The 22,952-nt window shown below is 69.4% G+C and carries 22 protein-coding genes, 1 tRNA gene and 1 pseudogene; 10 read left to right on the forward strand and 14 right to left on the reverse strand.

Features of this window, described 5'->3' with window-relative positions; translation table 11 throughout:
* Positions 1-62 precede the first annotated feature (62 nt).
* Together ACYUED_RS16120 and ACYUED_RS16125 are read left to right on the forward strand one after the other, a co-directional pair.
* Positions 63-365 (forward strand): hypothetical protein, encoded by a 303-nt coding sequence (locus ACYUED_RS16120; protein ID WP_491292977.1) that lies wholly within the window; start codon positions 63-65, stop codon positions 363-365.
* 215 nt (positions 366-580) lie between these two features.
* Positions 581-2,059 (forward strand): alginate lyase family protein, encoded by a 1,479-nt coding sequence (locus tag ACYUED_RS16125; protein ID WP_491292978.1) that lies wholly within the window; start codon positions 581-583, stop codon positions 2,057-2,059.
* A 66-nt stretch (positions 2,060-2,125) separates the two neighbouring features.
* On the opposite strand, the gene ACYUED_RS16130 is transcribed toward ACYUED_RS16125, so the two are convergent.
* Positions 2,126-3,688 (reverse strand): MFS transporter, encoded by a 1,563-nt coding sequence (locus ACYUED_RS16130; protein WP_491292980.1) that lies wholly within the window; start codon positions 3,686-3,688, stop codon positions 2,126-2,128.
* A gap of 210 nt (positions 3,689-3,898) precedes the next feature.
* The gene (locus ACYUED_RS16135; protein WP_491292981.1) at positions 3,899-5,299 is read right to left on the reverse strand and encodes a DUF445 domain-containing protein; all 1,401 of its coding nucleotides are present in this window, start codon (positions 5,297-5,299) and stop codon (positions 3,899-3,901) included.
* A 186-nt stretch (positions 5,300-5,485) separates the two neighbouring features.
* On the opposite strand from ACYUED_RS16135, the gene ACYUED_RS16140 reads away from it, so the two are divergent.
* Positions 5,486-6,820 (forward strand): SGNH/GDSL hydrolase family protein, encoded by a 1,335-nt coding sequence (locus ACYUED_RS16140; protein ID WP_491292982.1) that lies wholly within the window; start codon positions 5,486-5,488, stop codon positions 6,818-6,820.
* Positions 6,821-6,867: 47 nt separating this feature from the next.
* Here the strand turns inward: ACYUED_RS16140 and ACYUED_RS16145 are convergent, their stop codons facing one another.
* From ACYUED_RS16145 to ACYUED_RS16160, 4 genes are read right to left on the reverse strand one after another with little or no spacing between them, the layout of a single operon-like run.
* The gene (locus tag ACYUED_RS16145; protein WP_491292983.1) at positions 6,868-7,713 is read right to left on the reverse strand and encodes a DUF1707 SHOCT-like domain-containing protein; all 846 of its coding nucleotides are present in this window, start codon (positions 7,711-7,713) and stop codon (positions 6,868-6,870) included.
* A 44-nt stretch (positions 7,714-7,757) separates the two neighbouring features.
* Entirely contained in the window at positions 7,758-8,747 is a 990-nt protein-coding gene (locus ACYUED_RS16150) for an ABC transporter ATP-binding protein (RefSeq protein ID WP_491292984.1), read from the reverse strand.
* Positions 8,748-8,752: 5 nt separating this feature from the next.
* On the reverse strand, positions 8,753-9,574 hold the full coding sequence (locus tag ACYUED_RS16155; protein WP_491292985.1) for an ABC transporter permease: 822 nt from the start codon (positions 9,572-9,574) through the stop codon (positions 8,753-8,755).
* On the reverse strand, positions 9,567-10,367 hold the full coding sequence (locus ACYUED_RS16160; protein ID WP_491292987.1) for an ABC transporter permease: 801 nt from the start codon (positions 10,365-10,367) through the stop codon (positions 9,567-9,569). Before ACYUED_RS16160 ends, ACYUED_RS16155 begins: the two co-directional genes overlap by 8 nt.
* 203 nt (positions 10,368-10,570) lie before the next feature.
* Here ACYUED_RS16160 and ACYUED_RS16165 point away from each other — a divergent pair, with 203 nt between their 5' ends.
* A complete protein-coding gene (locus ACYUED_RS16165; protein WP_491292988.1) occupies positions 10,571-13,033 on the forward strand; it encodes a transglycosylase domain-containing protein in 2,463 nt (820 codons plus the stop codon).
* 292 nt (positions 13,034-13,325) lie between these two features.
* On the opposite strand, the gene ACYUED_RS16170 is transcribed toward ACYUED_RS16165, so the two are convergent.
* Both ACYUED_RS16170 and ACYUED_RS16175 read right to left on the reverse strand, forming a co-directional pair.
* The gene (locus ACYUED_RS16170) at positions 13,326-13,682 is read right to left on the reverse strand and encodes a GroES family chaperonin (RefSeq protein ID WP_491292989.1); all 357 of its coding nucleotides are present in this window, start codon (positions 13,680-13,682) and stop codon (positions 13,326-13,328) included.
* Between the two features lie 23 nt (positions 13,683-13,705).
* The gene (locus tag ACYUED_RS16175) at positions 13,706-14,035 is read right to left on the reverse strand and encodes a DUF3618 domain-containing protein (RefSeq protein WP_491292990.1); all 330 of its coding nucleotides are present in this window, start codon (positions 14,033-14,035) and stop codon (positions 13,706-13,708) included.
* A gap of 93 nt (positions 14,036-14,128) precedes the next feature.
* Here ACYUED_RS16175 and bcp point away from each other — a divergent pair, with 93 nt between their 5' ends.
* The 3 genes from bcp (at position 14,129) to ACYUED_RS16190 (ending at position 15,883) form a co-directional block, all read left to right on the forward strand.
* On the forward strand, positions 14,129-14,596 hold the full coding sequence (gene bcp / locus ACYUED_RS16180; RefSeq protein ID WP_491292991.1) for a thioredoxin-dependent thiol peroxidase: 468 nt from the start codon (positions 14,129-14,131) through the stop codon (positions 14,594-14,596).
* 143 nt (positions 14,597-14,739) lie between these two features.
* Entirely contained in the window at positions 14,740-15,747 is a 1,008-nt protein-coding gene (locus ACYUED_RS16185; RefSeq protein WP_491292992.1) for an HNH endonuclease family protein, read from the forward strand.
* Positions 15,748-15,800: 53 nt separating this feature from the next.
* Positions 15,801-15,883 (forward strand) — tRNA-Leu (locus tag ACYUED_RS16190).
* Between the two features lie 66 nt (positions 15,884-15,949).
* Here ACYUED_RS16190 and rdgB read toward each other — a convergent pair.
* The 4 genes from rdgB to ACYUED_RS16210 all read right to left on the reverse strand — a co-directional run bounded on the left by rdgB (position 15,950) and on the right by ACYUED_RS16210 (position 18,532).
* Positions 15,950-16,552, reverse strand: coding sequence for an RdgB/HAM1 family non-canonical purine NTP pyrophosphatase (rdgB, locus tag ACYUED_RS16195; RefSeq protein ID WP_491292993.1), 603 nt, complete (start codon positions 16,550-16,552; stop codon positions 15,950-15,952).
* 95 nt (positions 16,553-16,647) lie between these two features.
* On the reverse strand, positions 16,648-17,055 hold the full coding sequence (locus ACYUED_RS16200; RefSeq protein ID WP_491292994.1) for a hypothetical protein: 408 nt from the start codon (positions 17,053-17,055) through the stop codon (positions 16,648-16,650).
* 143 nt (positions 17,056-17,198) lie between these two features.
* Complete coding sequence (gene rph / locus ACYUED_RS16205; protein ID WP_266515167.1) at positions 17,199-17,936, reverse strand: ribonuclease PH; 738 nt, start codon at positions 17,934-17,936, stop codon at positions 17,199-17,201.
* Between the two features lie 104 nt (positions 17,937-18,040).
* Positions 18,041-18,532 carry a PTS sugar transporter subunit IIB gene (locus ACYUED_RS16210; RefSeq protein WP_491292995.1) on the reverse strand — a complete coding sequence of 164 codons (492 nt, stop codon included), beginning with the start codon at positions 18,530-18,532 and terminating at the stop codon, positions 18,041-18,043.
* 126 nt (positions 18,533-18,658) lie between these two features.
* Here ACYUED_RS16210 and ACYUED_RS16215 point away from each other — a divergent pair.
* Together ACYUED_RS16215 and ACYUED_RS16220 are read left to right on the forward strand one after the other, a co-directional pair.
* A pseudogene (locus tag ACYUED_RS16215) lies at positions 18,659-18,895 on the forward strand (PTS transporter subunit EIIC); the annotation flags it as partial.
* Positions 18,896-19,107: 212 nt separating this feature from the next.
* Complete coding sequence (locus ACYUED_RS16220; RefSeq protein WP_491292996.1) at positions 19,108-20,412, forward strand: PTS transporter subunit EIIC; 1,305 nt, start codon at positions 19,108-19,110, stop codon at positions 20,410-20,412.
* An 85-nt stretch (positions 20,413-20,497) separates the two neighbouring features.
* Here ACYUED_RS16220 and ACYUED_RS16225 read toward each other — a convergent pair whose 3' ends face one another.
* Positions 20,498-21,250: an MBL fold metallo-hydrolase gene (locus ACYUED_RS16225; RefSeq protein WP_491292997.1), complete on the reverse strand. Its 753-nt coding sequence runs from the start codon at positions 21,248-21,250 to the stop codon at positions 20,498-20,500.
* Positions 21,251-21,482: 232 nt separating this feature from the next.
* Here ACYUED_RS16225 and ACYUED_RS16230 point away from each other — a divergent pair, with 232 nt between their 5' ends.
* Positions 21,483-21,935, forward strand: a complete 453-nt coding sequence (locus ACYUED_RS16230) for a type II toxin-antitoxin system PemK/MazF family toxin (protein WP_491292998.1) — start codon at positions 21,483-21,485, stop codon at positions 21,933-21,935.
* Positions 21,936-21,999: 64 nt separating this feature from the next.
* Here ACYUED_RS16230 and ACYUED_RS16235 read toward each other — a convergent pair whose 3' ends face one another.
* Positions 22,000-22,950 (reverse strand): PLP-dependent cysteine synthase family protein, encoded by a 951-nt coding sequence (locus tag ACYUED_RS16235; RefSeq protein ID WP_491293000.1) that lies wholly within the window; start codon positions 22,948-22,950, stop codon positions 22,000-22,002.
* Positions 22,951-22,952 lie beyond the last annotated feature (2 nt).

The following is a 22,952-nucleotide window of genomic DNA, read 5'->3' on the forward strand; positions in this document are numbered from 1 at the left end:
GGGCGACCGTCGCCGTGAGCGTTAGCCTCGGGGCACATCAGTCAAAGCGGTAGGAGGCAGGCATGGCCAAGGTTCCCAGTGCGGTGGTCGCCGCGGGCGGGCTCGTCGGTGGGTACGGCGTGGCCCGCTGGACGAAGAAGCGGCAGCTGGGCGGGGTCGTGCTGGCCGTCGCGGGGGCCACGGCGGCGACGCAGTGGCGGCAGCGGGCCGGCGGGAAGGCGGCCGGGGCGCTGACGGCCGCGTATGTCGCCGCCTTCGGGGCGTCGCATCCGCTGGCCAAGAAGGTGGGTGCCTGGCCCGCCGTGTTCGGGGTGGCCGGAGCGGTGGCGCTGGCTTCCTGGGCGGTCGCCGACCGGCACGCGTAGGCTCCGCCGGTTGTGCCGCGATGGTCCGTCTGTCGGCTGCGGTGTCAGGGCGCCGTCGTGACTGGTCGAGGCCGGTCGCGGCTGGTCGCGCGCACGCGGCGGAGCCGCACTTCGGCACGGCCCCGCGCCCCTTTCGGGGCGCGGTACTGCACCGGAGTTCACCACGGGCCCGTCCAGTTTTCGTTATCGGACCCACCCCAGACCGTCTCCGTGGCATGCATGTGACACGACAGATCAGCCGCCGCACCATGCTCAAGGCCACCGGTGCCGCCGCCGGAGCCGTCGGGATCGGGGCGGCCGTCGGCTCAGCCCCCGCAGCAGCCGCCGGTACGTCCTACGCACATCCCGGGCTTCTCCACACCAGCGCCGACCTGGCCCGGATGGCCGCCAAGGTGAAGGCCGGCGCCTCCCCCTACACCGCCGGGTACGCGAAGCTGACCGCCAACCGGCATTCGCAGAGCGACTGGACGCCCAATCCGCAGGCCATCGTGTACCGGGGCACGGAACTGCGCCCACCCAGCACGTGGCAGCAGAACTACGCGGCCCTCTACAACGACATCCACGCCGCGTACCAGAACGCCCTGCGCTACCACGTCAGTGGCGACAGCGCCCACGCCGACACCGCCGTCGCGATCCTCAACGCCTGGTCGGCGAAGCTGACGAAGGTCTTCGGCAGCGCCGACCGGTGGCTGGCCGCCGGGATTTACGGGTACCAGGCCGCCAACGCGGCCGAACTCGTCCGCGACCACAAGGACTTCCAACTCGAGAGATTCCAGAAGATGCTGGTCGACGTCTTCTACTCGGCGAGCGAGGACTTCCTCGTCAGGCACAACGGCACCCCCGCCCCCCACTACTGGCCCAACTGGGACCTGTGCAACATGGCCTGCGCGCTGGCCACCGGCATCTTCTGCGACGACCAGGCCAAGGTCGAGCAGGCCGTCGAGTACTTCAAGCACGGCGACGGAATGGGCTCGATCAAGCACGCCATCCCGGTCGTGCACGACGACGGGCTCGCCGAATGGATGGAGGCCGGGCGCGACCAGGGGCACTCCCTGATGGGCATCGGCCTGATGAGCACCGTCTGCGAGATGGCCTGGAACCAGGGCATCGACCTGTACGGCTACGACGACAACCGTTTCCTCAAGGCCGCTCAGTACGTGGCCAAGTGGAGCCTGGGCGGACGCATGCAGTACACGCCCTACGCCCTCTCGGACCAGCGGCCGGGGATCCAGCACCCCACCGCCGTCGCCCCCGCCGACCCGGCGCAGATGCGGCCGGTCTGGGCCATGGTCGCCAACCACTACACCAAGCGGCGCGGGCTGTCCGCCACCTACCTCACGCAGATCGCCGCCAAGGCCGCGCCCGAGGGCGGCGGCGGGGACTACGGGCCCAACAGCGGCGGGTTCGACCAGCTCGGCTTCGGGACGCTGGCGTTCACGCGGGACAAGGCGGCGGACACCAAGGCCGCGCCGAAGCCCGCAGCTTCGGCCCCGGCCCCGGGCGCCGCCTCCGACCCGCGGCCCCAGACGGCGGCCACCGCCTCGGCCTCCGCCTCCCCCGCCGGGGGCGACCTCGCCGCGACCGGCTCCGGGGACGCCATCGGGTGGACCGCCGCCGCTGGAGTCACCGCCGTCGCCGGTGGGCTGCTCTTCTTGCGGCGCCGCGACCAGGTCCGGCGCGACGGCGCCCAGTAGGAGCGGCGGTAACAGCGGGCAGGGGCCCCACAGGCCGGCAGCAGGCAGGGGCCCCGCAGGCCACGTCTACGCCGTAGCCGGCCGCGACCGCTCCCGGCCCTCCTTCGCCGACCGCGCCTTCTCGCCCACCGCCGAGGCCGCTGCCGTGAGCGGCTTCGCGATGTCCTCCAGGGAGCGTCGTTCCGCCCGTACCGCCAGGAATGCCGCCACCAGGCCGGCCGCGCACATCAGGCCCGCGCCGATCTGGAAGGCGAGGACCGTGTCGCCGACCTTGCCGGTTCCGGTGAGGTCGGCGAACAGCAGCGGGCCGCTGATGCCGCCGGCCGCGGTGCCGAGAGCGTAGAAGAAGGCGATGGACATGGCGCGCGTCTCCATCGGGAAGACCTCGGAGACCGTCAGGTAGGCGCTGGACGCGCCCGCGGACGCGAAGAACAGGACCGCGCACCAACAGGCCGTCATCGTCGTCGCGTTCAGCGAGCCGCGGTCGAACAGCCAGGCCGTACCGAACAGGAGCAGCCCCGACAGCAGGTACGTCGACGAGATCATCACCCGGCGGCCCACCGTGTCGAAGAGCTTGCCCAGCAGGAGCGGGCCGCAGAAGTTGCCCACCGCGACGACCGCGAAGTAGTAACCCGTGTTGCCCGTCGGGACGTCGAAGAACGTGGTCAGGATCGCGCCGAAGCCGAAGGTGATCGCGTTGTAGAGGAAGGCCTGTCCGATGAAGAGGGAGAAGCCGAGGATCGACCGCTTGCGGTAGGTCGAGAAGACCGTACGGGCGATCTCCAGGAAGCCGATGCTCTTGCGCTGGTGGATGGTGATCTCGGACTCGGGCCTGCCGAGCCGTTCCCCCGACTCCGACTCGACCTTCTGCTCGATGGAGGAGACGATCCGTTCCGCCTCCTGCTCCCTGCCGTGGATCAGCAGCCAGCGTGGGCTCTCCGGGACGTGGCGTCGTACGAGAAGGATCACCAGGGCGAGTACGGCGCCGAGGGCGAACGTCAGTCGCCAGCCCACGTTCTTGGGCAGGATCGCCTCGTTGAGCGCGACGATCGACAGCAGTGAGCCGAAGACCGCGCCCACCCAGAAGCTGCCGTTGATGGCGAGGTCGACGCGGCCGCGGTACTTCGCCGGGATCAGCTCGTCGATCGCGGAGTTGATGGCCGCGTACTCGCCGCCGATGCCGAAGCCGGTCAGGAAGCGGAAGGCGAAGAACCACCAGGTCGAGAAGGAGACGGCGGTCAGCGCGGTGGCCGCCAGGTAGACGACCAGCGTGATCATGAAGAGTTTCTTCCGGCCGAAGCGGTCGGTCAGGCGGCCCCAGAAGAGGGCGCCGACACAGGCGCCGGCCACGTAGAGCGCGGCCGCGAGGCCGGTGATCTGACCTGAGGTGATCGGCAGTCCGCTGCCGGGCTCGGACAGGCGGCCCGCGATGTTGCCGACGACCGTGACCTCCAGGCCGTCGAGGATCCACACCGTGCCGAGGCCGATCACGATGGTCCAGTGCCAGCGCGACCACGGGAGGCGGTCCAGGCGGGCGGGGATGCGGGAGGTGATGGTGCGGCCGGTGGCGGCGGTGGCGCTGCCGCTGGGCTCAGCAGTGGGCTTGGCACCGGGTGTGGCGCTGGACATGGGCTCCCTCCTCGTCGAGTGAACCCGGGGCGGGTGCCCTGGCGCTGCCGCTTTACGCGCGGGTCCAGGGCGGCCGGGGTTGGTGTGGGCCTTGCTGGGGGCTGCCGCCCCCAGACCCCCGCTTCGGCCCTGAGGGGCCTCGTCCTCAAACGCCGGACGGGCTGGAATGGGCGGCCGGGGCCGAAAGGTGCACCCCAAAGCCCCCGCCCGCTACGCCCCCAGCACCCGCGTCACCGTATAGATCAACAACCCCGCCAGCGAGCCCACCACCGTGCCGTTGATCCGGATGAACTGCAGGTCGCGGCCGATGTGGGCCTCGATCTTGCGGGTGGTGTGTTCGGCGTCCCAGCCGGCCACCGTGTCCGTGATCAGGGAGGTGATCTCCTTGCGGTAGGTGGTGACCACGTACACCGCCGCGCCCTCCACCCAGCCGTCGACCTTCGCCTGCAGCTTGGGTTCGACCGCCATCCGCGCCCCCAGCGACAGCAGCGAGGCCCGCACACGCAGCCGCAGCTCGCTGCGTTCGTCCTCCGCCGCCGAGACGATCATGGATCGTACGGCGGTCCAGGCGGAGGCGATCAGGTCCTGGACCTCGCCGCGGCCCAGTACCTCGCCCTTGAGGCGCTCCACCCGCGCCCGGGTGTCCGTGTCGGACTGCAGGTCGGAGGCGAAGTCGGTGAGGAAGCGGTCGAGGGCGCCGCGGGCCGGGTGGGAGGGCATGTCGCGCATCTCGGTGACGAAGCGCAGGAGTTCCTTGTAGACGCGCTCGCCGACCTTCTTGTCGACGAACCGCGGGGTCCAGCCGGGGGCGCCGCCCTGCACCGCGTCCATGATCTCCGCGTCGTGCCACACGAGCCAGTCGTGCGCCCGCGTGACGATCAGGTCGACGACCCGTCTGTGGCCGCCGTCCGCGACGATCTTGTCCAGCATCTTCCCGATGCCGGGCGCGATCTCCTGGGCGTCGGCGCGACGGGTGATGGCCTCGCCGACGACCGCCTGCACGTCGGAGTCGCGCAGCACGGTGAGGGCGCCCCGCAGCGCGGCCGACAGCTCGGCCGTCACCCGGTCCGCGTGCTCGGGATCCGCCAGCCATGCCCCGAGCCGACTGCCGATGCCGACGGCGCGCAGCCGCTGTCGTACGACGTCCTCCGAGAGGAAGTTCTCGCCGACGAACTCGCCCAGCGACACCCCCAGCTGGTCCTTCTTGGTCGGGATGATCGCGGTGTGCGGGATCGGCAGGCCCATGGGACGGCGGAAGAGTGCCGTGACGGCGAACCAGTCGGCGAGCGCGCCGACCATGCCGGCCTCGGCGGCGGCCGCGACATAGGACGCCCAGGCTCCGGCACCGGAGTTGTCCGCCCACTTGGCGAGGACGTACACCAGCGCCACGAACACCAGCAGCCCGGTCGCCGTGAGCTTCATGCGGCGCACTCCGCGCTGCTTCTCCTCGTCGGCGGCGCTGAACGTCGTCATCGTGCGTGCGGCCGCCGCGGGGGCGGTGCGGTTACCCGATCCGCCCGGCCGGGAATGCTGAACCACGTCGCCGCCACCCGCTTCATCCGGATTCGTGCGTTCCATCCGCTCCACCCGTTCGTGATCCCCTGCACACATTGTCCCTTCCTGACCGACTCCTGGAACGGAACAAGAGTTCCCGGCGTCTGTCGGAAGGGGGAGCTCAGCCTGAACTCCGGCGGCCCACAGGGGGGTCCTGTTCAACTACCCCTCATCCCATGACGCATCATGGGGTGATCACATCGGAGCCTCGGGCTCCCATTCGTCCGAGGAGACCCGCACCGCATGACCAAGCGTCATGGTTATGCCCTGCTTTCCGCGATCATCGCCGTGATCGTCGGCCTTTCCGCTGCCATATACGTCGGCGTCGCGGCCGGCGACGGCAACACCGGCACCAACGCCCTCGACAAGGGCCGCGCCCAGCACAACTCCGCGGCCCCCGCCTCCGCCGGCATCTGGGTCGGTTCCTGGTCCGCGTCCCCGGCGGGCGCCGAGCCCGGCACCGAGACGAGCGGCATGGCGGGGCGCTCGGTGCGCAACGTCGTGCACGCGAGCGTGGGCGGTACGAGTGCCCGTATCACGCTGTCCAATCTCTACGGCCAGTCGGCGCTGACCGTCACGCACGCCTCCCTCGCCGTCGCCGTCGCCTCCGACACCGCGGCGGCGAGCGCCGACACCATGCGGCGGCTGACCTTCGGCGGCAGCACCGCGATCGTCATCCCGGCCGGGCAGCAGGCGCTGAGCGACGCCGTCCGCATCGTCATCCCGCAGGGCAGCGACGTACTGGTCACCACGTACTCGCCCAGCCGGTCCGGCCCGGTAACCTACCACCAGCACGCCCGCCAGACCTCCTACGTCGCCGAGGGCGACCTCACCGAGGACGTGAGCGGCGCCGGGTACACCGAGCAGACTCCGTACTGGCGCTACCTGACCGCGCTGGACGTGCTGAGCAACGAGTCGGACGGCACCGTCGTCGCCTTCGGCGACTCCCTCACCGACGGCATAACGTCCACCCAGAACGCCAACCACCGCTGGACGGACATCCTTTCGCAGCGGCTGCGCACCGCGATCGAGTCCGGCCAGGACCTGCCGCGCTACAGCATCGTCAACCAGGGCATCAGCGGCAACCAGATCCTCGCGGGAGGCCTCGGCCGCCCCGCCGACAACCAGAGCGGCCTGCTGCGCTTCTCCCGTGACGCCCTCGCCCCTACGAACGTCAAGGTCGTCGTCATCGACCTCGGCGTCAACGACATCCTGCGCAACCCCCGGCTCGCCGACCCGGACAGGATCCTCGGCGGCCTGCGCGCCATGGTCGGCCAGGCCCACTCCCGCGGCATCAAGGTCATCGGCGCGACCCTGATGCCCTTCCAGGGCCACCGCGGCTACACCCCGGCCCGCGAGGCGGTACGACAGGAGATCAACGCGGAGATCCGCTCCGGACGGGTCTACGACGCCGTGGTCGACTTCGACCGGGCGCTCAGGGACCCGTACGACCCGCGCAGACTCCGCTCCGACTACGACTCCGGCGACCATCTCCACCCCAGCGACAAGGGGTACGCGACGATGGCGCGGATCTTCGACCTCAAGGGCCTGAAGGGCTCGGCGCCCGCCGAACTGTAGGGACCCACCGCAGGGCCGAACCGCAGGGGCCGCGGAGGCGGTTCGGGTCAGTAGTCGTCGCGGCGGCGCCTGTCCCGCGCGTCCCGGCGCTCCCGGTGCCGCTCGCGCCGCTCCTCGTGCCGCTGCCGGCGCTCCTCGTGCAGGTCGCGCCGCCACTCGCGGTGATCCTCGAGCATCCGGTGATGATCGGCGAACCCCTCGCCCAGCGAGTGCCCGGACCTGCGGTCCAGCCTCTCCTGGCGGCGCTCCTCCTTCATACGGCGCCGCTCGTCCCTGGTCTGCTTGCGCACCACCTCGACGCCACCCATGAAGGCGACCCCGCTCACGATCACCCGAGGCGCGCCAGGTTCCCCCGACACGTCGTCGCCCATGAAGTCGAACCCGCCCATGATGCCGATCCCCCGCATCACGACCTCGACCCCCGGCGGCACGATGACGCTCACACCACCCATGATCGCGACGCAGTTGATCTCGACCTCACGGTCGGCGAAGTTCGCCTCGCGCAGGTCGAGGTCGACACCGCCCATCAAGGCGAAGGCGTTGAAGCGCCTGGGCACGGTCCAGCGGCCCTTGCGGTCGAACCCTGACATCACGGCGATCCCCACCGACGAGGTCCCCTCGCCGCCGACGACCCGCCCCGCCCAACTCCCGCTCTGCTCAGGCTCCTTGACGAGCGAGACGGCAGGGGGCGCAGTGATCCCGGCGACCGGCAGATCGCGGGTGATCGGCGTCAGCTCGCCGTACGTCCGTGCCTTGTAGGTGGCTTCGAGGCGTTCCTCGAACTCCTCCATGTCGAGACGGCCCTCCGCGAGGGCGTCCCGCAGGACCTCGGCGACTCGTTCACGATCGGCATCGGATGCGCGAAGCTCCGGGACTGCGGCGTCGTCCGTCATGGACAGCAGCCTACGAGTTCCCCCGGCGGGAGGCTACGAGACGTCTACGAGACCGCTTTCTCGGCCTCACCGGCGGCCTCACCCGCGTACATCTTGGCGATCACGGCCTCGATGTCCGGCTCCCGCACCGAGAGGTCCGCCAGCGGATACTCCGCCGCGATGCGCGCCACCAGCGCCGCCGCCGAGTGCCCCGCCGGGAACGCCAGCCACTGCCGCGGCCCCTCCACCTTCACCACCCGGGCCGGGGCCACCTCGATCGGCGCCGTCTCCCGCTCCAGGTCCACCACCAGGGTGCGTTCGCTCTCGCCCACCTCGTGCAGACCGGCGAGCGCACCGTCGTACATGAGCCGCCCGTGGTCGATGACCATCACCCGCGAGCACAACTGCTCGATGTCCTGCAGGTCATGGGTGGTCAGCAGCACCGTCGTGCCGCGCTCGGCGTTCAACTCCCGCAGGAACTGCCGCACCTTGGCCTTCGAGATGACGTCCAGGCCGATCGTCGGCTCGTCGAGGTACAGCACCTCCGGATCGTGCAGCAGCGCCGCCGCGATGTCCCCGCGCATCCGCTGCCCGAGCGACAGCTGCCGCACCGGGACGTCCAACAGGTCGGCCAGCTCCAGGAGTTCGACACAGCGGTCGAGGTTCTCGCGGTAACGGGCGTCCGGGATCCGGTACATGCGGTGCATCAGCTTGTACGAGTCGATCAGCGGCAGGTCCCACCACAGCGTCGTACGCTGCCCGAACACCACCCCGATGCGGTGCGCGAGCCGCGTCCGCTCGCGCGCCGGATCGATGCCCGCCACCCGCAGCCGCCCACCGCTCGGGGTCAGGATGCCGGTGAGCATCTTGATCGTCGTCGACTTCCCGGCGCCGTTCGGACCGATGTAGCCGACCATCTCGCCGCGCGCCACGGTGAAGGAGAGGGAGTCCACGGCCCGCACCTGCCGCCGCTCACGCCTCAGGAAGCCGGTCTTCCTGCGCACGTCGAAGACCTTCTCGACACGGTCGAGTTCGATGAAGTAGTCGCTGTCCACTGCCGCTAGCTCCCTGTACTCCGATAAGTCCGCAGCCCTGCCCGCCAGGCCAGCCCCGCCAGCGCACAACACCCCACCGCCACCAGCGGCGAGGCGAACGCCACCCACCGCGGCAGGTCCAGCGGAAGCGGCCGGTCCAGCACATAGGCCGCGGGCAGCCAGTTGACGAAGGCGAGCGGCAGCAGGAACGTCACCCCGCGCACCAGCTCCTTGCCGAACACCGTCGGCGGGTACTGCAACATCGTCGTCCCGCCGTACGTGAACGCGTTCTGCACCTCGGACGCGTCCTGCGCCACGAACTGGAACGCCGCACCGGCCACGAACACCGCACTGAAGATCGCCGCGCCGCTCACCACGATCACCGGCATCAACAGCACCTTCAACGGCGTCCAGTCGATGTCGACGGTGGCCAGCGCATACCCGAGCACCAGCGACCCCTGCGTGATCCGGCCGAGCCGGCGCAGCGCGAACCGGTCGGCCGCCACCTGCGCAAGCACCGGCGCCGGACGCACCAGCAGCGTGTCCAGCGTGCCGTCGCGCACCCGCTGCCCCAGCCGCTCCATCGAGCCGATCGCCAGATCCGCGAGACCGAACGCCACGCACGACAACCCGTACAGGAAGGCCACTTCGGGCAGCGGCCACCCGCCGAGCACGTCGATCCGCGAGAACATCAGCAGGATCGCCACGAAGTCCAGCCCGGTCACCGCGAAGTTCGCGAACGTCGTCATCGCGAAGGACGCGCGGTACGCCATCGTGGAGCGCATCCACATCGCCCCGATCAGACGGTACGCGCGCAACCCGTCCGCCAGCCGGCTCACCTCAGCCACCCTGTACGACCACCCTCCGCGTCGCCACCGACTGCACCAGCCGCCCGGCCGCCAGCAGCGCCACCGCCCACGTCCCCTGGAAGGCGAACGTGCCCCACGGATCGGCTTCCCCCAGCAGCACGTCCGCCGGCTTCTGCAACAGCGCCGACCACGGCAGATCCCGTACTACATCGCCGAGCGTGCCCGGGAACACGTTCAACGGCAGCACCATCCCCGAGCAGAAGAACCCCGCCAGCATGGTCATGTGCGTGACACCCGTGCCGTCCATCAGCCAGAACGTGAGCAGCGCTACCAGATACCGGATGCCGAAACTGACCGCCATCCCCAGCAGCACGGCCACCACGAACGCCGCCCATCTCGCCGCGTCCCTCGGCAGCGCCACCTCGAAGACCAGCGCGCCGAACAGGAACGGGATCACCCCCCGCCCCAGCAGCTGGAACAGCGCACGCCCCAAGTCAGCCGCCAGCCACCACAGTTGCAGATCCGCCGGCCGGTAGAGATCGATCGCGATGTCCCCGGTCCTGATCCGCTCCATCAGCTCGACCTCGACACCGCTGCCGCCGATCGCGAGCGTCGACAGCAGCGCCTGCCCCAGCCACACATAGGTGACGGCCTGCGCCTGGTCGTAGCCCCCGAGGTGGGGTTTCTCGTCCCACAGCGCCAGATACGTGTAGACGAGGATCAGGCCGAAAACGGTGTTGGTGAACACTCCGGCGGCAGTGGCCGCCCGATACGTCGCGTAACGTCTGAAACCACCCGCCGCGACGGCCCCGTACAACCGTCCCGCGCCCACGTCAGTCAACCTCCCGAACCGCCCGACACCGAAGCGCAGGAGCCTAGTCCGCGGGTGGTGACGTACGCCACGCATTTTCCAGGCGGGACGCGTGCCGCGATCCGGGAACGGAACGCATGGTGCGAGAGTCTTCAAGAGGGGGCGCATATGGCGTACGAGGGCGTACGGGAACGTACGACGCGAAACAGGAGTCCGTGCACGAGATGAGCGACCAGCCGCAGCCGCAGCAGCCGAACCAGGGCTGGGCACCGAGAGAGCCGCAAGGTGCTGCCGAGCCGGCCGCTCCTCAGCCCGCAAGTCCTGGGCCCGGCGGTACCGGGCCCGGCGTTCCCGAGCCCGGAGGGAAAAAGCCGAAGCGGCCCAGGCGCACGGGCTGGCGCCGGCTGATCCCGACCTGGCGCATGGTGCTCGGCACCTTCGTGATCGGCGTACTGCTGCTGATCGGCCTGTTCTACCTCGGCTACTCGATGGTCAACATCCCGCCGGCCAACGCCCTCGCCACCAAGCAGTCCAACGTCTACCTGTACTCCGACGGCTCCCAGCTCGCCCGCGACGGCGAGATCAACCGGGAGAACGTGTCACTCGCCCAGGTCTCCAAGGACGCCCAACACGCCGTACTGGCCGCCGAGGACCGCGACTACTACACCGAGTCCGCGATCGACCCCAAGGCCATGCTGCGCGCCGGCTGGAACACCGCCACCGGCAAGGGCAAGCAGTCCGGCTCGACGATCACCCAGCAGTACGTGAAGAACTACTACCTCGCGCAGGAGCAGACCGTCACCCGCAAGGTGAAGGAGTTCTTCATCTCGATCAAGCTGGACCGCACGCAGTCCAAGGACCAGATCCTCGAGGGCTACCTCAACACCAGCTACTTCGGCCGCAACGCCTACGGCATCCAGGCCGCCGCCCAGGCCTACTACGGCCAGGACGCCACCGACCTCGACCCGGCCCACGCCGCCTACCTCGCCGCCCTCGTCAACGCCCCCAGCGAGTACGACGTCGTCGCGCACCCCGAGAACAAGGCCCCGGCGCTCGCCCGCTGGAACTACGTCCTGGACGGCATGGTCAAGAAGGGCTGGCTGACCGAGGCCAAGCGGACCGGCCTGAAGTTCCCGATGCCCAAGGAACAGACCGTCTCCACCGGCATGTCCGGGCAGCGCGGCTACATCGTCACCGCGATCAAGGACTACCTCACCAAGAACAAGATCGTCACCGCGGACGAGCTGGAGGCCGGCGGCTACCGCATCACCACCACCCTGCAGAAGAGCAAGCAGGACGCCTTCGTGAAGGCCGTGAACGACAAGGTGATGGCCAAGCTCGACAAGAAGAACAACAAGGTCGACAACTACGTCCGCGCGGGCGGCGCCTCCGTCGACCCGAAGACCGGCAAGGTCGTCGCGATGTACGGCGGCATCGACTACGTCAAGCAGTACACGAACGGCGCGACCCGCGGCGACTTCCAGGTCGGCTCCACCTTCAAGCCCTTCGTGTTCGCCTCGGCCGTCCAGAACCACTCCGAGACACAGGACCGCCAGATCATCACCCCGAACACCTACTACGACGGCACCAACAAGCGCCCCGTACAGGGCTGGTCGGGCGGCACCTACGCACCGGAGAACGAGGACCAGACCTCGTACGGCAACGTCACCGTGCGCACCGCCACCGACAAGTCGATCAACGCGGTGTACGCGCAGATGGCCGTGGACGTCGGCCCCGACAAGGTCAAGCAGACCGCGATCAGCCTCGGCATCCCGTCCAGCACCCCCGACCTGACCGGGACCCCCTCGATCGCCCTCGGCGTGAACACCGCCAGCGTCCTCGACATGGCGGAGGCCTACGCGACGCTCGCCAACCACGGCAAGCACGGCGCGTACACGATGATCGACTCGATCACCAAGGACGGCAAGGACGTCGTCGAGCTGCCGAAGGACACGAACTCCCAGGCCATCAGCCGCGAGGCCGCCGACACCACCACGTCGATCCTGCAGAGCGTCGTCGACAACGGCACCGCGACCGCCGCCCAGGCCGCCGACCGCCCCGCCGCCGGCAAGACCGGCACCGCGGAGGAGGACAGGGCCGCCTGGTTCGCCGGCTACACGCCCGACCTCGCGACCGTCGTCTCCGTCATGGGCCAGGACCCGGTGACGGCCAAGCACAAGTCGCTGTACGGCGCAATGGGCCTGCAGCGCGTCAACGGCGGCGGCCCGCCCGCCGAGATCTGGGCGCAGTACACCAAGGCCGCGCTGAAGGGGAAGCCGGCCACGGACTTCGACCTCCAACTGCAGCCCGGCGCCGAGGTGATCCAGCCGCCCCCCGCCACCGGGACCCCGCAGCAGCCGGGCACGGGCGGCCAGGACAACGGCGGCACGACGACCACCGGCGGCCAGGGCGCCCAGGGCCAGGACAACGGCGGCACCACCGACGGCGGCACGAACACGAACGGCGGCACGACGAACGGCGGCACGACGGGCGACCCGACGACGGGCGGAACCACGTCCGACGGCGGAACCACGTCCGACGGCGGCACGACCGGAGACCCGACGGACGGCGGGGCGACGGGCGGCACCGACGCCGGAGGCACGGACGGCGGCACGACAGGCACCGACACCGGAGGAACGACCACGGGCGGCCCGGCAGGCCCGCAGTCGAACAGCCGCAGACAGTGACCCGCCACAGCCGGTGACAGCCGGGGCCCCTGGCGGTCGGACCCAGTGACGGCCGGGGCCAGTCACGGCCGGGGCGGCGGCCTCTCAGCGACCGGAGGTCGCCTTCGTCGCCCTCGTCGCCCTCGTCGCCTTCTTCTCGTTCCCGGTACGGCGCGTCCCGTCGGGCCCCTCCGAGCCAGTGCCGCGTCAGCGACACTGGCTCGGAGACCACAAAAGGGCCGGTGACCATGGTCACCGACCCTTTTCGACCGCTGCCAGAGCCGCTGCTCCAGCCTCTGCTTCAGCCCCTGCCCTACAGGTACAGGCCCGTCGTGTCCTCCGACCCCTCGAACCGGTCGGCGGCCACGGCATGCAGATCCCGCTCACGCATCAGCACGTACGCCACGCCCCGCACCTCGACCTCGGCACGGTCCTCGGGGTCGTACAGAACCCGGTCTCCCGGCTCCACGGTGCGCACGTTCTGGCCGACGGCCACGACCTCGGCCCAGGCCAGTCGCCGCCCGACCGCGGCGGTGGCGGGAATCAGGATGCCCCCGCCTGACCGACGCTCACCGTCCCCGGTCTCCTGCCGTACGAGGACCCGGTCGTGCAGCATCCGGATGGGCAGCTTGTCGTGCCGGGGGCCGTGCTCGTTTCTGTTGGCGCTCACGCCCTTGAACCTACAGCTCTCACTCAGCTCCTGCGCCGCCGGGTACCGAGGGCGAGCAGCCCCACGAGCCCCACGGCGACGAGCGCGACGGGCACCACCCGCTCCAGCCGGGGCGCCCCCTCCTCGTCGACGAGCTGCGCCTTCACATCGCTCACGACCTTGTTGACCCCGACATAGGCCCGCCCCAGCGTGTGATCGATGTTCGACACGACCTTGGCCTTGGCATCCCCGACGATCGTCTTCGGATGCACCCGCACCCCGATCTCGTCGAGGGTCTCGGCCAGCACATTGCGGCGGCGCTTGATGTCCGCCTCGATCTGCGCCGGGGTTCTGGTGTCCGACGTGTCCGCCACCGTAACGCCTCCGAAGTCTGGTGAGGGTGTTCCGGACAGTCTGTCAGCTCCTGGGGCGCCCGCACCGTCAGGACCCCCGGTTAGGCTGGCCCGATGAGCGAGCGACTCCAGCCCGGGGACGTGGCCCCCGACTTCACCCTGCCTGACGCCGACGGCAACGAGGTGTCCCTGTCGTCCCACAAGGGCCGCAAGGTCATCGTCTACTTCTACCCCGCGGCCCTGACGCCGGGCTGCACCAAGCAGGCCTGCGACTTCACGGACAACCTGGAACTCCTGACGGGCGCCGGCTACGACGTCCTCGGCATCTCCCCCGACAAGCCGGAGAAGCTGGCGAAGTTCCGCGAGAAGGAGTCCCTGAAGGTCACGCTCCTGGCCGACCCGGAGAAGACCGTCACGGAGACCTACGGCGCCTACGGCGAGAAGAAGAACTACGGCAAGACCTACATGGGCATCATCCGCTCCACGATCGTCGTGGACGAGGAGGGCAAGGTCGAACGGGCCCTGTACAACGTCCGCGCGACGGGCCACGTAGCGAAGATCATCAAGGACCTGGGCATCTGAGGACCTGCTTTCCGCCGGATGAGCGGCTCGCACTGGGGTGACCTGGTGCGGGCCGCTTTACGTTTGGGGCGTGACTGTCCGATAAACGGTTCGTTGCTCCGTACGGGCCACGAACGCGTGGCCGGGACGGAGGGGTGAAGAGCATGGCGCACACATCGGATCCGTACGACAAGAGACGGCTCACACAAGCGGTGGCCGACGCCCGCAATTGGGCCGACCTGATGCGACGACTCGGGCTCAGGAGGAGCGGCGGTCAGCGACGTGTCCTGCAGGAGAAGGTCGCAGGGCACGGGCTGGACACGAGCCACTTCGTCAAGCGCAGCCCGTGGCGCAAGTACCCCGACGCGGCCATCGCTGAGGCCGCGGTCTCGTCGTCCTCGCTGCGCGAATTAGCGCTGAGGCTGGGCGCGACCCCAGCCACTGGAACTCTGTCCCACATCCGGCGCCGCATCGACGCGGCAGGCATCGACATCAGCCACTTCCCCGGCATCGATCGCCCCGAATTGGACCTTCCCTTCACTCCGGAAGAACTCCGGGCGGCTGCAGTCTCAGCCACGAGTGTGCGGAGTGTGGCCCAGGCTCTGGGTGTGCCCGATGACAGTCGGTCCAGGGCGACGCTGAGCCGCATGCTTGCAGCCCAGCACATCGACACGAGCCACTTCTCTCGCCGGCGAGTAACAATCCCCGAGGACAAGTTGCGGAGCCTAGTGCGGACTTCGACCAGTTACGCCGACGTCATGCGCGAGCTCGGCATGGACGTCAATGACACCAATCACCGGCGTGTCCGGCGCGCAGCCGCGCGCCTCAATCTCGACACCAGCCACTTCAAGCGGCGGTCCTGGAGTCGGCCGGAGCGCCCCGCACCCCCACCGACGGAGCATCGGGTGCTGGTGGTCGTGCCAGATCAAGCCGGGCGGACGAACAGGACCCGACTTCACCAGGCCCTGGCCGAAATCGGGGTGCCATACGCCTGTTCGGAGTGCGGCAACACCGGCGAGTGGCGGGGACACTCCATCACCTTGCAGATCGACCACGTCAACGGAAACTGGCGGGACAACCGCAGGGAAAACCTGCGATATCTGTGCCCCAACTGCCATGCCCTCACAGAGACGTGGTGTCGCCAGAAGGGCAGAGTCCCCCTCGCCGGGTGAGCCGACGGCCCCGTACACTGAAGGCCGCCGCTCAGGAGAGTGATTGGCGGAAGGCGGCCTTGGCGGAACGGTAGACGCCTCGCGTTTAGGTCGCGATGGGAGAAATCCCGTGAGGGTTCGAATCCCTCAGGCCGCACAGGGCGTGGAATCGAAGGTCCGACTTGCGACCCTGCAAGTCGGACCCTCGCTCTTCTGCCTGGCCTCAGCCCAACAACTCCCGCACCACCGGCACCAGCGCCCTGAACGCCTCCCCCCGATGACTGATCGCGTTCTTCTCCTCCGCGCTCAGCTCGGCGCACGTCCGCGTCTCCCCCTCCGGCTGCAGGATCGGGTCGTAGCCGAAGCCGTTCGTGCCCACCGGAGCATGCCGCAGCACACCCCGCAGCCGGCCCTCGACCACCCGCTCCGTGCCGTCCGGCAAGGCAAGTGCCGCCGCGCATGTGAAGTGCGCGCCCCTGTGCGCGTCGGCGATGTCGCCGAGCTGGGCCAGGAGGAGGTCCAGGTTCGCGCGGTCGTCGCCGTGCTTGCCCGCCCAGCGTGCGGAGAAGATGCCGGGGGCGCCGTTCAGGACGTCGACGCAGAGGCCGGAGTCGTCGGCGACGGCGGGCAGGCCGGTGGCCTGGGCCAGGGCGTGGGCCTTGAGCAGGGCGTTCTCGGCGAACGTGACGCCCGTTTCCTTGACGTCGGGGATGTCGGGGTAGGCGTCGGCGCCGACCAGTTCGTGGGGCAGGCCCGCGTCGGCGAGGATGGCCCTGAGTTCGGTGATCTTTCCGGCGTTGCGGGTGGCGAGGATCAAGCGCGTCATGGGGTCCAGTATTCCGGTCCCGGATCCGGTCCAGGTCCCGGTCCGGGGTCCGGGGCGGGGTCGCGGTCCCGGTTCCTGTCCCGTGGGGTGGGCTGCTACGAGGTGCATACCTTGGTGAGTTCGCCTGCGGCGTCGGTGACCGGGCTGATGTCCGGGGTGCTGTCGCCGTTCTTGACGGCCGTACGGACGTTGCCGACGGCTCTGTTCAGGTCGTCGACCGCCTTGTTGACGTCGGCGTTGTCGGTCTTGTCGCCTATCTTGTCGAGGTTCTTGTCGATGGAGGCGAGGGATTCGTCGAGCTGGCCGGGGTCGTTCGAGGCGTTCTCGACGGCCTGTTGGAGGTCGGTGACGCTGTCGGCGATGGTGTCGGCGGTCTGGACGCAGTCCAGGGCCTTGTTGACGGCGTCGCAGCCGGTTGTGAGGCCCAGGGTCAGCCCGATGGCTGCCAGCGCTGCGACGGTGGTGGTGATGCGGCGACTGCGGCGGCCTCGGCTCGCGGCCATGACTGTGGTCCTCCCGTGTCCAGGCCCGTAGGCCCCCCGTGCTGGTCGGGCGCACGGTGGTGTGCCGTGCGCCCGCATCCGTACAGACGCGGGGGCGGGCGTCGGGGGTTGCCCGGGCGGCCGCCCTTTTCTTGGTGCGTCCTTTACTTTTCGAGGACCGTATCAAGTGCCTTGCGCTGAAGGACAGCGAGTTCTTCGCAGCCCGAAACGGCCAGGTCGAGAAGGGAGTTGAGCTCCTCGCGGGCGAAGGGTTCGGCCTCGGCGGTGCCCTGGACCTCGACGAAGCGGCCGTCGCCGGTGCAGACGACGTTCATGTCGGTGTCGGCCTTCACGTCTTCCACGTAGCAGAGGTCCAGGAGGGGGACGCCGCCGACGATGCCGACCGAGACCGCCGAGACCGTGCCGGTGAGCGGCTGGCGGCCGGCCTTGATCAGTTTCCTGCCCTGGGCCCAGGCGACGGCGTCGGCCAGGGCCACGTAGGCGCCGGTGATGGCCGCGGTGCGGGTGCCGCCGTCGGCCTGGAGGACGTCGCAGTCGAGGACGATGGTGTTCTCGCCGAGCGCCTTGTAGTCGATGACGGCGCGCAGGGAGCGGCCGATGAGGCGGCTGATCTCGTGGGTGCGGCCGCCGATCTTGCCGCGTACGGACTCGCGGTCGCCGCGGGTGTTGGTGGCGCGGGGAAGCATGGAGTACTCGGCGGTGACCCAGCCCTCGCCGCTGCCCTTGCGCCAGCGGGGGACGCCTTCGGTGACGGAGGCGGTGCAGAAGACCTTGGTGTCGCCGAAGGAGACGAGGACGGAGCCTTCGGCGTGCTTGCTCCAGCCGCGTTCGATGGTGATCGGGCGGAGTTGTTCGGGGGTGCGACCGTCGATTCGAGACATGCGCCGAGCCTAGTCGCAGTAGCGGAAAGGGCCCCTCCCGCGGCGGGAAGGGGCCCTTTCAAGTGAACCGGGGGTTCACGAACCCGGGTTTACGAGCCGGGGGTTCACATCATGTCTTCGATCTCCGCTGCGATGGGGTCGGCGTCGGTGCCGATGACGACCTGGATCGCGGTGCCCATCTTGACGACGCCGTGTGCGCCGGCGGCTTTCAGGGCTGCTTCGTCGACCTTGCCGGCGTCGACGACCTCGGTGCGCAGGCGGGTGATGCAGCCCTCGACCTCTTCGATGTTGTCGATGCCGCCGAGCCCGGCAACGATCTTCTCAGCCTTGGTGGCCATTTCTGTCTCCTCACGCACGGTTGGCTCAACTTCGCGAGCGATTGCGTCGTGCGTACCGAAGGATGACGTCACAGCAGCCGTATCGCCCGTAGCTGGTCTACACCACCTGACAGGCGGTCGCCAACCCATGAGCGAGTCCATGAGCGCCGGTGCCGGGCTCACGCCTGCGCGCCGGCGCTGGGACGCCTTGTTCCAGGGGCTGCAGAAGATGGGGCGCAGCCTCCAGCTTCCCATCGCGGTGCTGCCGGCCGCCGGCATCCTGAACCGGCTCGGTCAGCCGGACGTGTTCGGGGCCGACGGGCTCGGGTGGACGAACGTCTCGAAGGTGATGGCCGGCGCGGGCGGCGCGCTGCTCGACGGTCAGCCGGGGCTGCCGTTGCTGTTCTGTCGATGGCGGTGACGTGGGGGCTCGGTGTGCACGACGGCTTCAGCTTCTCGGCCGGCCTCATCGACTACGTCATCAACTGGAACCTGGCGACGAAACCGTGGGGGATCATCCCGATCGGCCTGTGCTTCGCCGCCGTGTACTACGTGATCTTCCGTTTCGCGATCACGAGGTTCGATCTGAGGACTCCTGGGCGGGAGCCGGAGGAGGTGCGGGAGGACGTCACGAAGGCCTGACAAGGGCCGTATGTCAGAAGGAAGTTGGGCCCTCGGATCGCCGGTCCGGGGGTCGTCGCCATGTTGTTCGGGGGCCGAGGGAAGATCGTTGGAGCTGTACGGTGCGTAGCGCTCCGGTTGCAGGATTCGCGGGTTCCTTTATGCGGACTTCATCTGCTACAACAGGTCTACACCACTGAGTGGTGTAGACCACCACCCGATGGAGGAAGTCTATGAGCACCGCCACCGCGCCCACGGCGGCCCCACCGAAGAAGTGGGGATCCGGCCTGATCCAGGGCCTGCAGAAGGTAGGCCGCAGCCTGCAGCTTCCGATCGCCGTGCTGCCGGCGGCGGGCCTCCTGATGCGCCTGGGTCAGCCCGACGTCAAGGAAAAGCTGCACCTCCCGACTGACGTCGCGAAGGTCTTCGCCGGAGCCGGCGGCGTCCTGTTCGACAGCTCCTTCGGGCTTCCGCTGCTGTTCTGCATAGGCGTGGCCATCGGCTTCGCGAAGAAGGCCGACGGCTCGACGGCACTCGCGGCCGTGGTCAGCTTCCTCACCTACTACGCGGTGATCCACCAGTTCCCGATCAAGGACGGGCACGAGGGCGCCACCTACATGCCGGTCGCTCCCTTCGGCGGCTTCTGGCAGAAGGGCCACGAGGCCGCCACGGCCGCGACCTTCCAGAACCCGGGCGTGCTCGGAGGCATCATCATCGGTCTGCTGACCGCCGTTCTGTGGCAGCGCTACCACCGCAAGAAGCTCGTGGACTGGCTCGGCTTCTTCAACGGCCGCAGGCTGGTGCCGATCATCATGGCCGTCGTCGGAGCCGCTCTCGGTGTCCTGGTCGTCCTCGGCTGGCAGCCCATCGGTGACGTCCTCACCAGCTTCGGTGAGTGGATGACCGGGCTCGGTTCCTTCGGTGCGGCCCTCTTCGGCCTCATCAACCGTGCACTGATCCCGATCGGTATGCACCAGTTCGTGAACTCGGTGGCCTGGTTCCAGATCGGTGACTACACCAACTCCGCCGGCACGGTCTTCCACGGCGACCTGCCGCGCTTCTTCGCGGGTGACCCGCACGCGGGTATGTTCATGACCGGGTTCTTCCCGATCATGATGTTCGGCCTGCCGGCCGCCGCGCTGGCCATCGCGCACTCGGCTCGCCCCGAGCGCCGCAAGGCCGTGATGGGCATGATGGTGTCGCTGGCGCTGACGTCGTTCGTCACGGGTGTCACCGAGCCGATCGAGTTCTCGTTCATGTTCATCGCCCCGGTGCTGTACGCGATCCACGCGGTGCTCACCGCACTGTCGATGGCCGTGACGTGGGCGCTGGGCATGCACATGGGCTTCAGCTTCTCGGCCGGTCTGACCGACGTGATGATCAACTGGGGCATCTCCACCAAGCCCTGGCTGCTGATCCCGGTCGGGCTCGCCTTCGGCGCGATCTACTACGTCGTCTTCCGCTTCGCGATCACCAGGTTCAATCTGCCGACCCCGGGCCGTGAGCCCGACGAGGCCGAGGACCTCACAGCGGCGTGAGACCTGCCGCCACGGCATGACGAAGGCCCCGGAACCGGGACGGTTCCGGGGCCTTCGCGCGCGTACTGGTCGAACCGCACACGCGTCAGATCTCGTACGACCGCCTCGGCGCCGCCAGGTCCACCGGTCCGGCGAACACCGAGCGGGCGTCGGCCAGGTTGGTCTGGGGGTCGGTCCACGGGGGGATGTGGGTGAGGACCAGGCGGCGGGCGCCTGCCCTGGCTGCCGTTTCTCCCGCCTCGCGGCCGTTGAGGTGGAGGTCGGGGATGTCTTCCTTGCCGTGGGTGAAAGCGGCCTCGCACAGGAACAGGTCCGTGTCGCGGGCGAGTTCGTCCAGGGCGGGGCTGATGCCCGTGTCGCCGGAGTACGTCAGGGACGTTCCGCCGTGCTCGACGCGGATGCCGTACGCCTCGACGGGATGGGCCACGCGTTCCGTGTGCACCGTGAACGGGCCGATCTCGAAGGTGGACGGCTTGACCGTGTGGAAGTCGAAGACCTCGCTCATCGACGAGGCGGTGGGGGTGTCGGCGTAGGCCGTGGTGAGGCGGTGCTCGGTGCCTTCGGGGCCGTAGACCGGGAGGGGGTCGCAGCGGCCGCCGTCGTGGCGGTAGTAGCGCGCGACGAAGTACGCACACATGTCGATGCAGTGGTCGGCGTGCAGATGGCTGAGGAAGATCGCGTCGAGGTCGTAGAGACCGCAGTGGCGCTGCAGCTCGCCAAGGGCGCCGTTGCCCATGTCGAGGAGCAGCCGGAAGCCGTCGGCCTCTACGAGGTAGCTCGAGCAGGCCGATTCCGCGGACGGGAACGACCCCGAGCAGCCGACGACGGTGAGCTTCATAAAGCAGAAACCTCCGCTGGCGGGAACTTTTCTGGGAAGGAGACGGGGGTCGTGCGGTCCGTCGAGCGTAAGGCGCAAAACCCTTGGTCGCTCCTCCAGCAAGGGCTGTTGTGGGCGAACTCACCTGTGGTGTCACCGGTTCGGCTGGATGCGGGGCGGGTGAGGCGCGCTTGGGGTGCACGGGTTTGAAAGAGAGCGCGCGTCGCCGATTGCGCGCCGGTACGGTCACCGTATGGACAGGTCATGGTGGCTCGCGCTGGCGGCGGTGGTCCTGCTCGCGCTGGTCGCCACGCTCGTCGACGGCTGGGGGCGGGGGCGGCGGCCCGCGGGGCGGCGGACGCGTCCGCCGGGGAGGCCGGAGGGACGGAAGTCGACGCGGCCGCGTCCGGCGGAGATCTGGTGGGCGAACGTGCCCTACGAGGACGGGCCCGGCGTCAAGGACCGGCCCTGCCTGGTGCTGGTGGTGCACGGGGAGCGCGCGGTCGTCGCGAAGATCACCAGCAAGTACCACGACGCGCGGCGGGGGGTGATCCCGCTGCCTCCCGGTGCCGTGGGTGACGCGCGGGGGCGCGCGAGCTTCCTGGAGACGGACGAGCTGCGCGAGGTGCCGGTGTGGGACTTCCGCCGGCGGGTGGGTGTGGTGGACCCGGTCCTGTGGGACCAGGTCCGTCACCTGGCGACGTAGGTCCCGGGCACGGAGTTCCCGTCAGGAGATCCCCGTCAGGAAATCTCCTGCCGGGAAATCCCCGTCACGCCCAGAGCTGGCCCTGCAGCGTCTCGATCGCTTCCTCTGTCGTCGCCGCGGTGTAGACGCCCGTCGAGAGGTACTTCCAGCCGCCGTCGGCCACTACGAACACGATGTCCGCGCTCTCGCCCGCCTTGACGGCCTTGTGGCCGACGCCGATCGCGGCGTGCAGTGCGGCGCCGGTGGAGACGCCCGCGAAGATGCCCTCCTGCTGGAGCAGTTCGCGGGTGCGGGTGACCGCGTCCGCCGAGCCGACGGAGAAGCGGGTGGTGAGGACGGAGGCGTCGTAGAGCTCGGGTACGAAGCCCTCGTCGAGGTTCCGCAGGCCGTACACCAGGTCGTCGTAGCGCGGTTCCGCGGCGACGATCCGGACGTCCGGCTTGTTCTCGCGCAGGTAGCGGCCGACGCCCATCAGCGTGCCCGTCGTCCCCAGGCCCGCGACGAAGTGGGTGACCGAGGGGAGGTCGGCGAGGATCTCCGGGCCCGTCGTCGCGTAGTGGGCGCCCGCGTTGTCCGGGTTGCCGTACTGGTAGAGCATCACCCAGTCCGGGTGCTCGGCCGAGATCTCCTTGGCCACCCGCACCGCCGTGTTGGAGCCGCCCGCGGCCGGGGACGAGATGATCTCCGCGCCCCACATGCCCAGCAGGTCACGACGCTCCTGCGAGGTGTTCTCGGGCATCACGCACACCATCCGGTAGCCCTTGAGCTTCGCCGCCATGGCCAGGGAGATGCCGGTGTTGCCCGAGGTGGGCTCCAGGATCGTGCAGCCCGGGGTCAGGCGGCCGTCCTTCTCCGCCTGTTCGATCATGTGCAGGGCGGGCCGGTCCTTGACCGAGCCCGTCGGGTTGCGGTCCTCGAGCTTGGCCCAGATCCGCACGTCGGCGGACGGCGAGAGCCGCGGCAGGCGCACCAGAGGGGTGTTGCCCACCGCGGCCAGCGGGGAGTCGTAACGCATCC

This window comes from Streptomyces sp. DF42 (assembly GCF_058267695.1).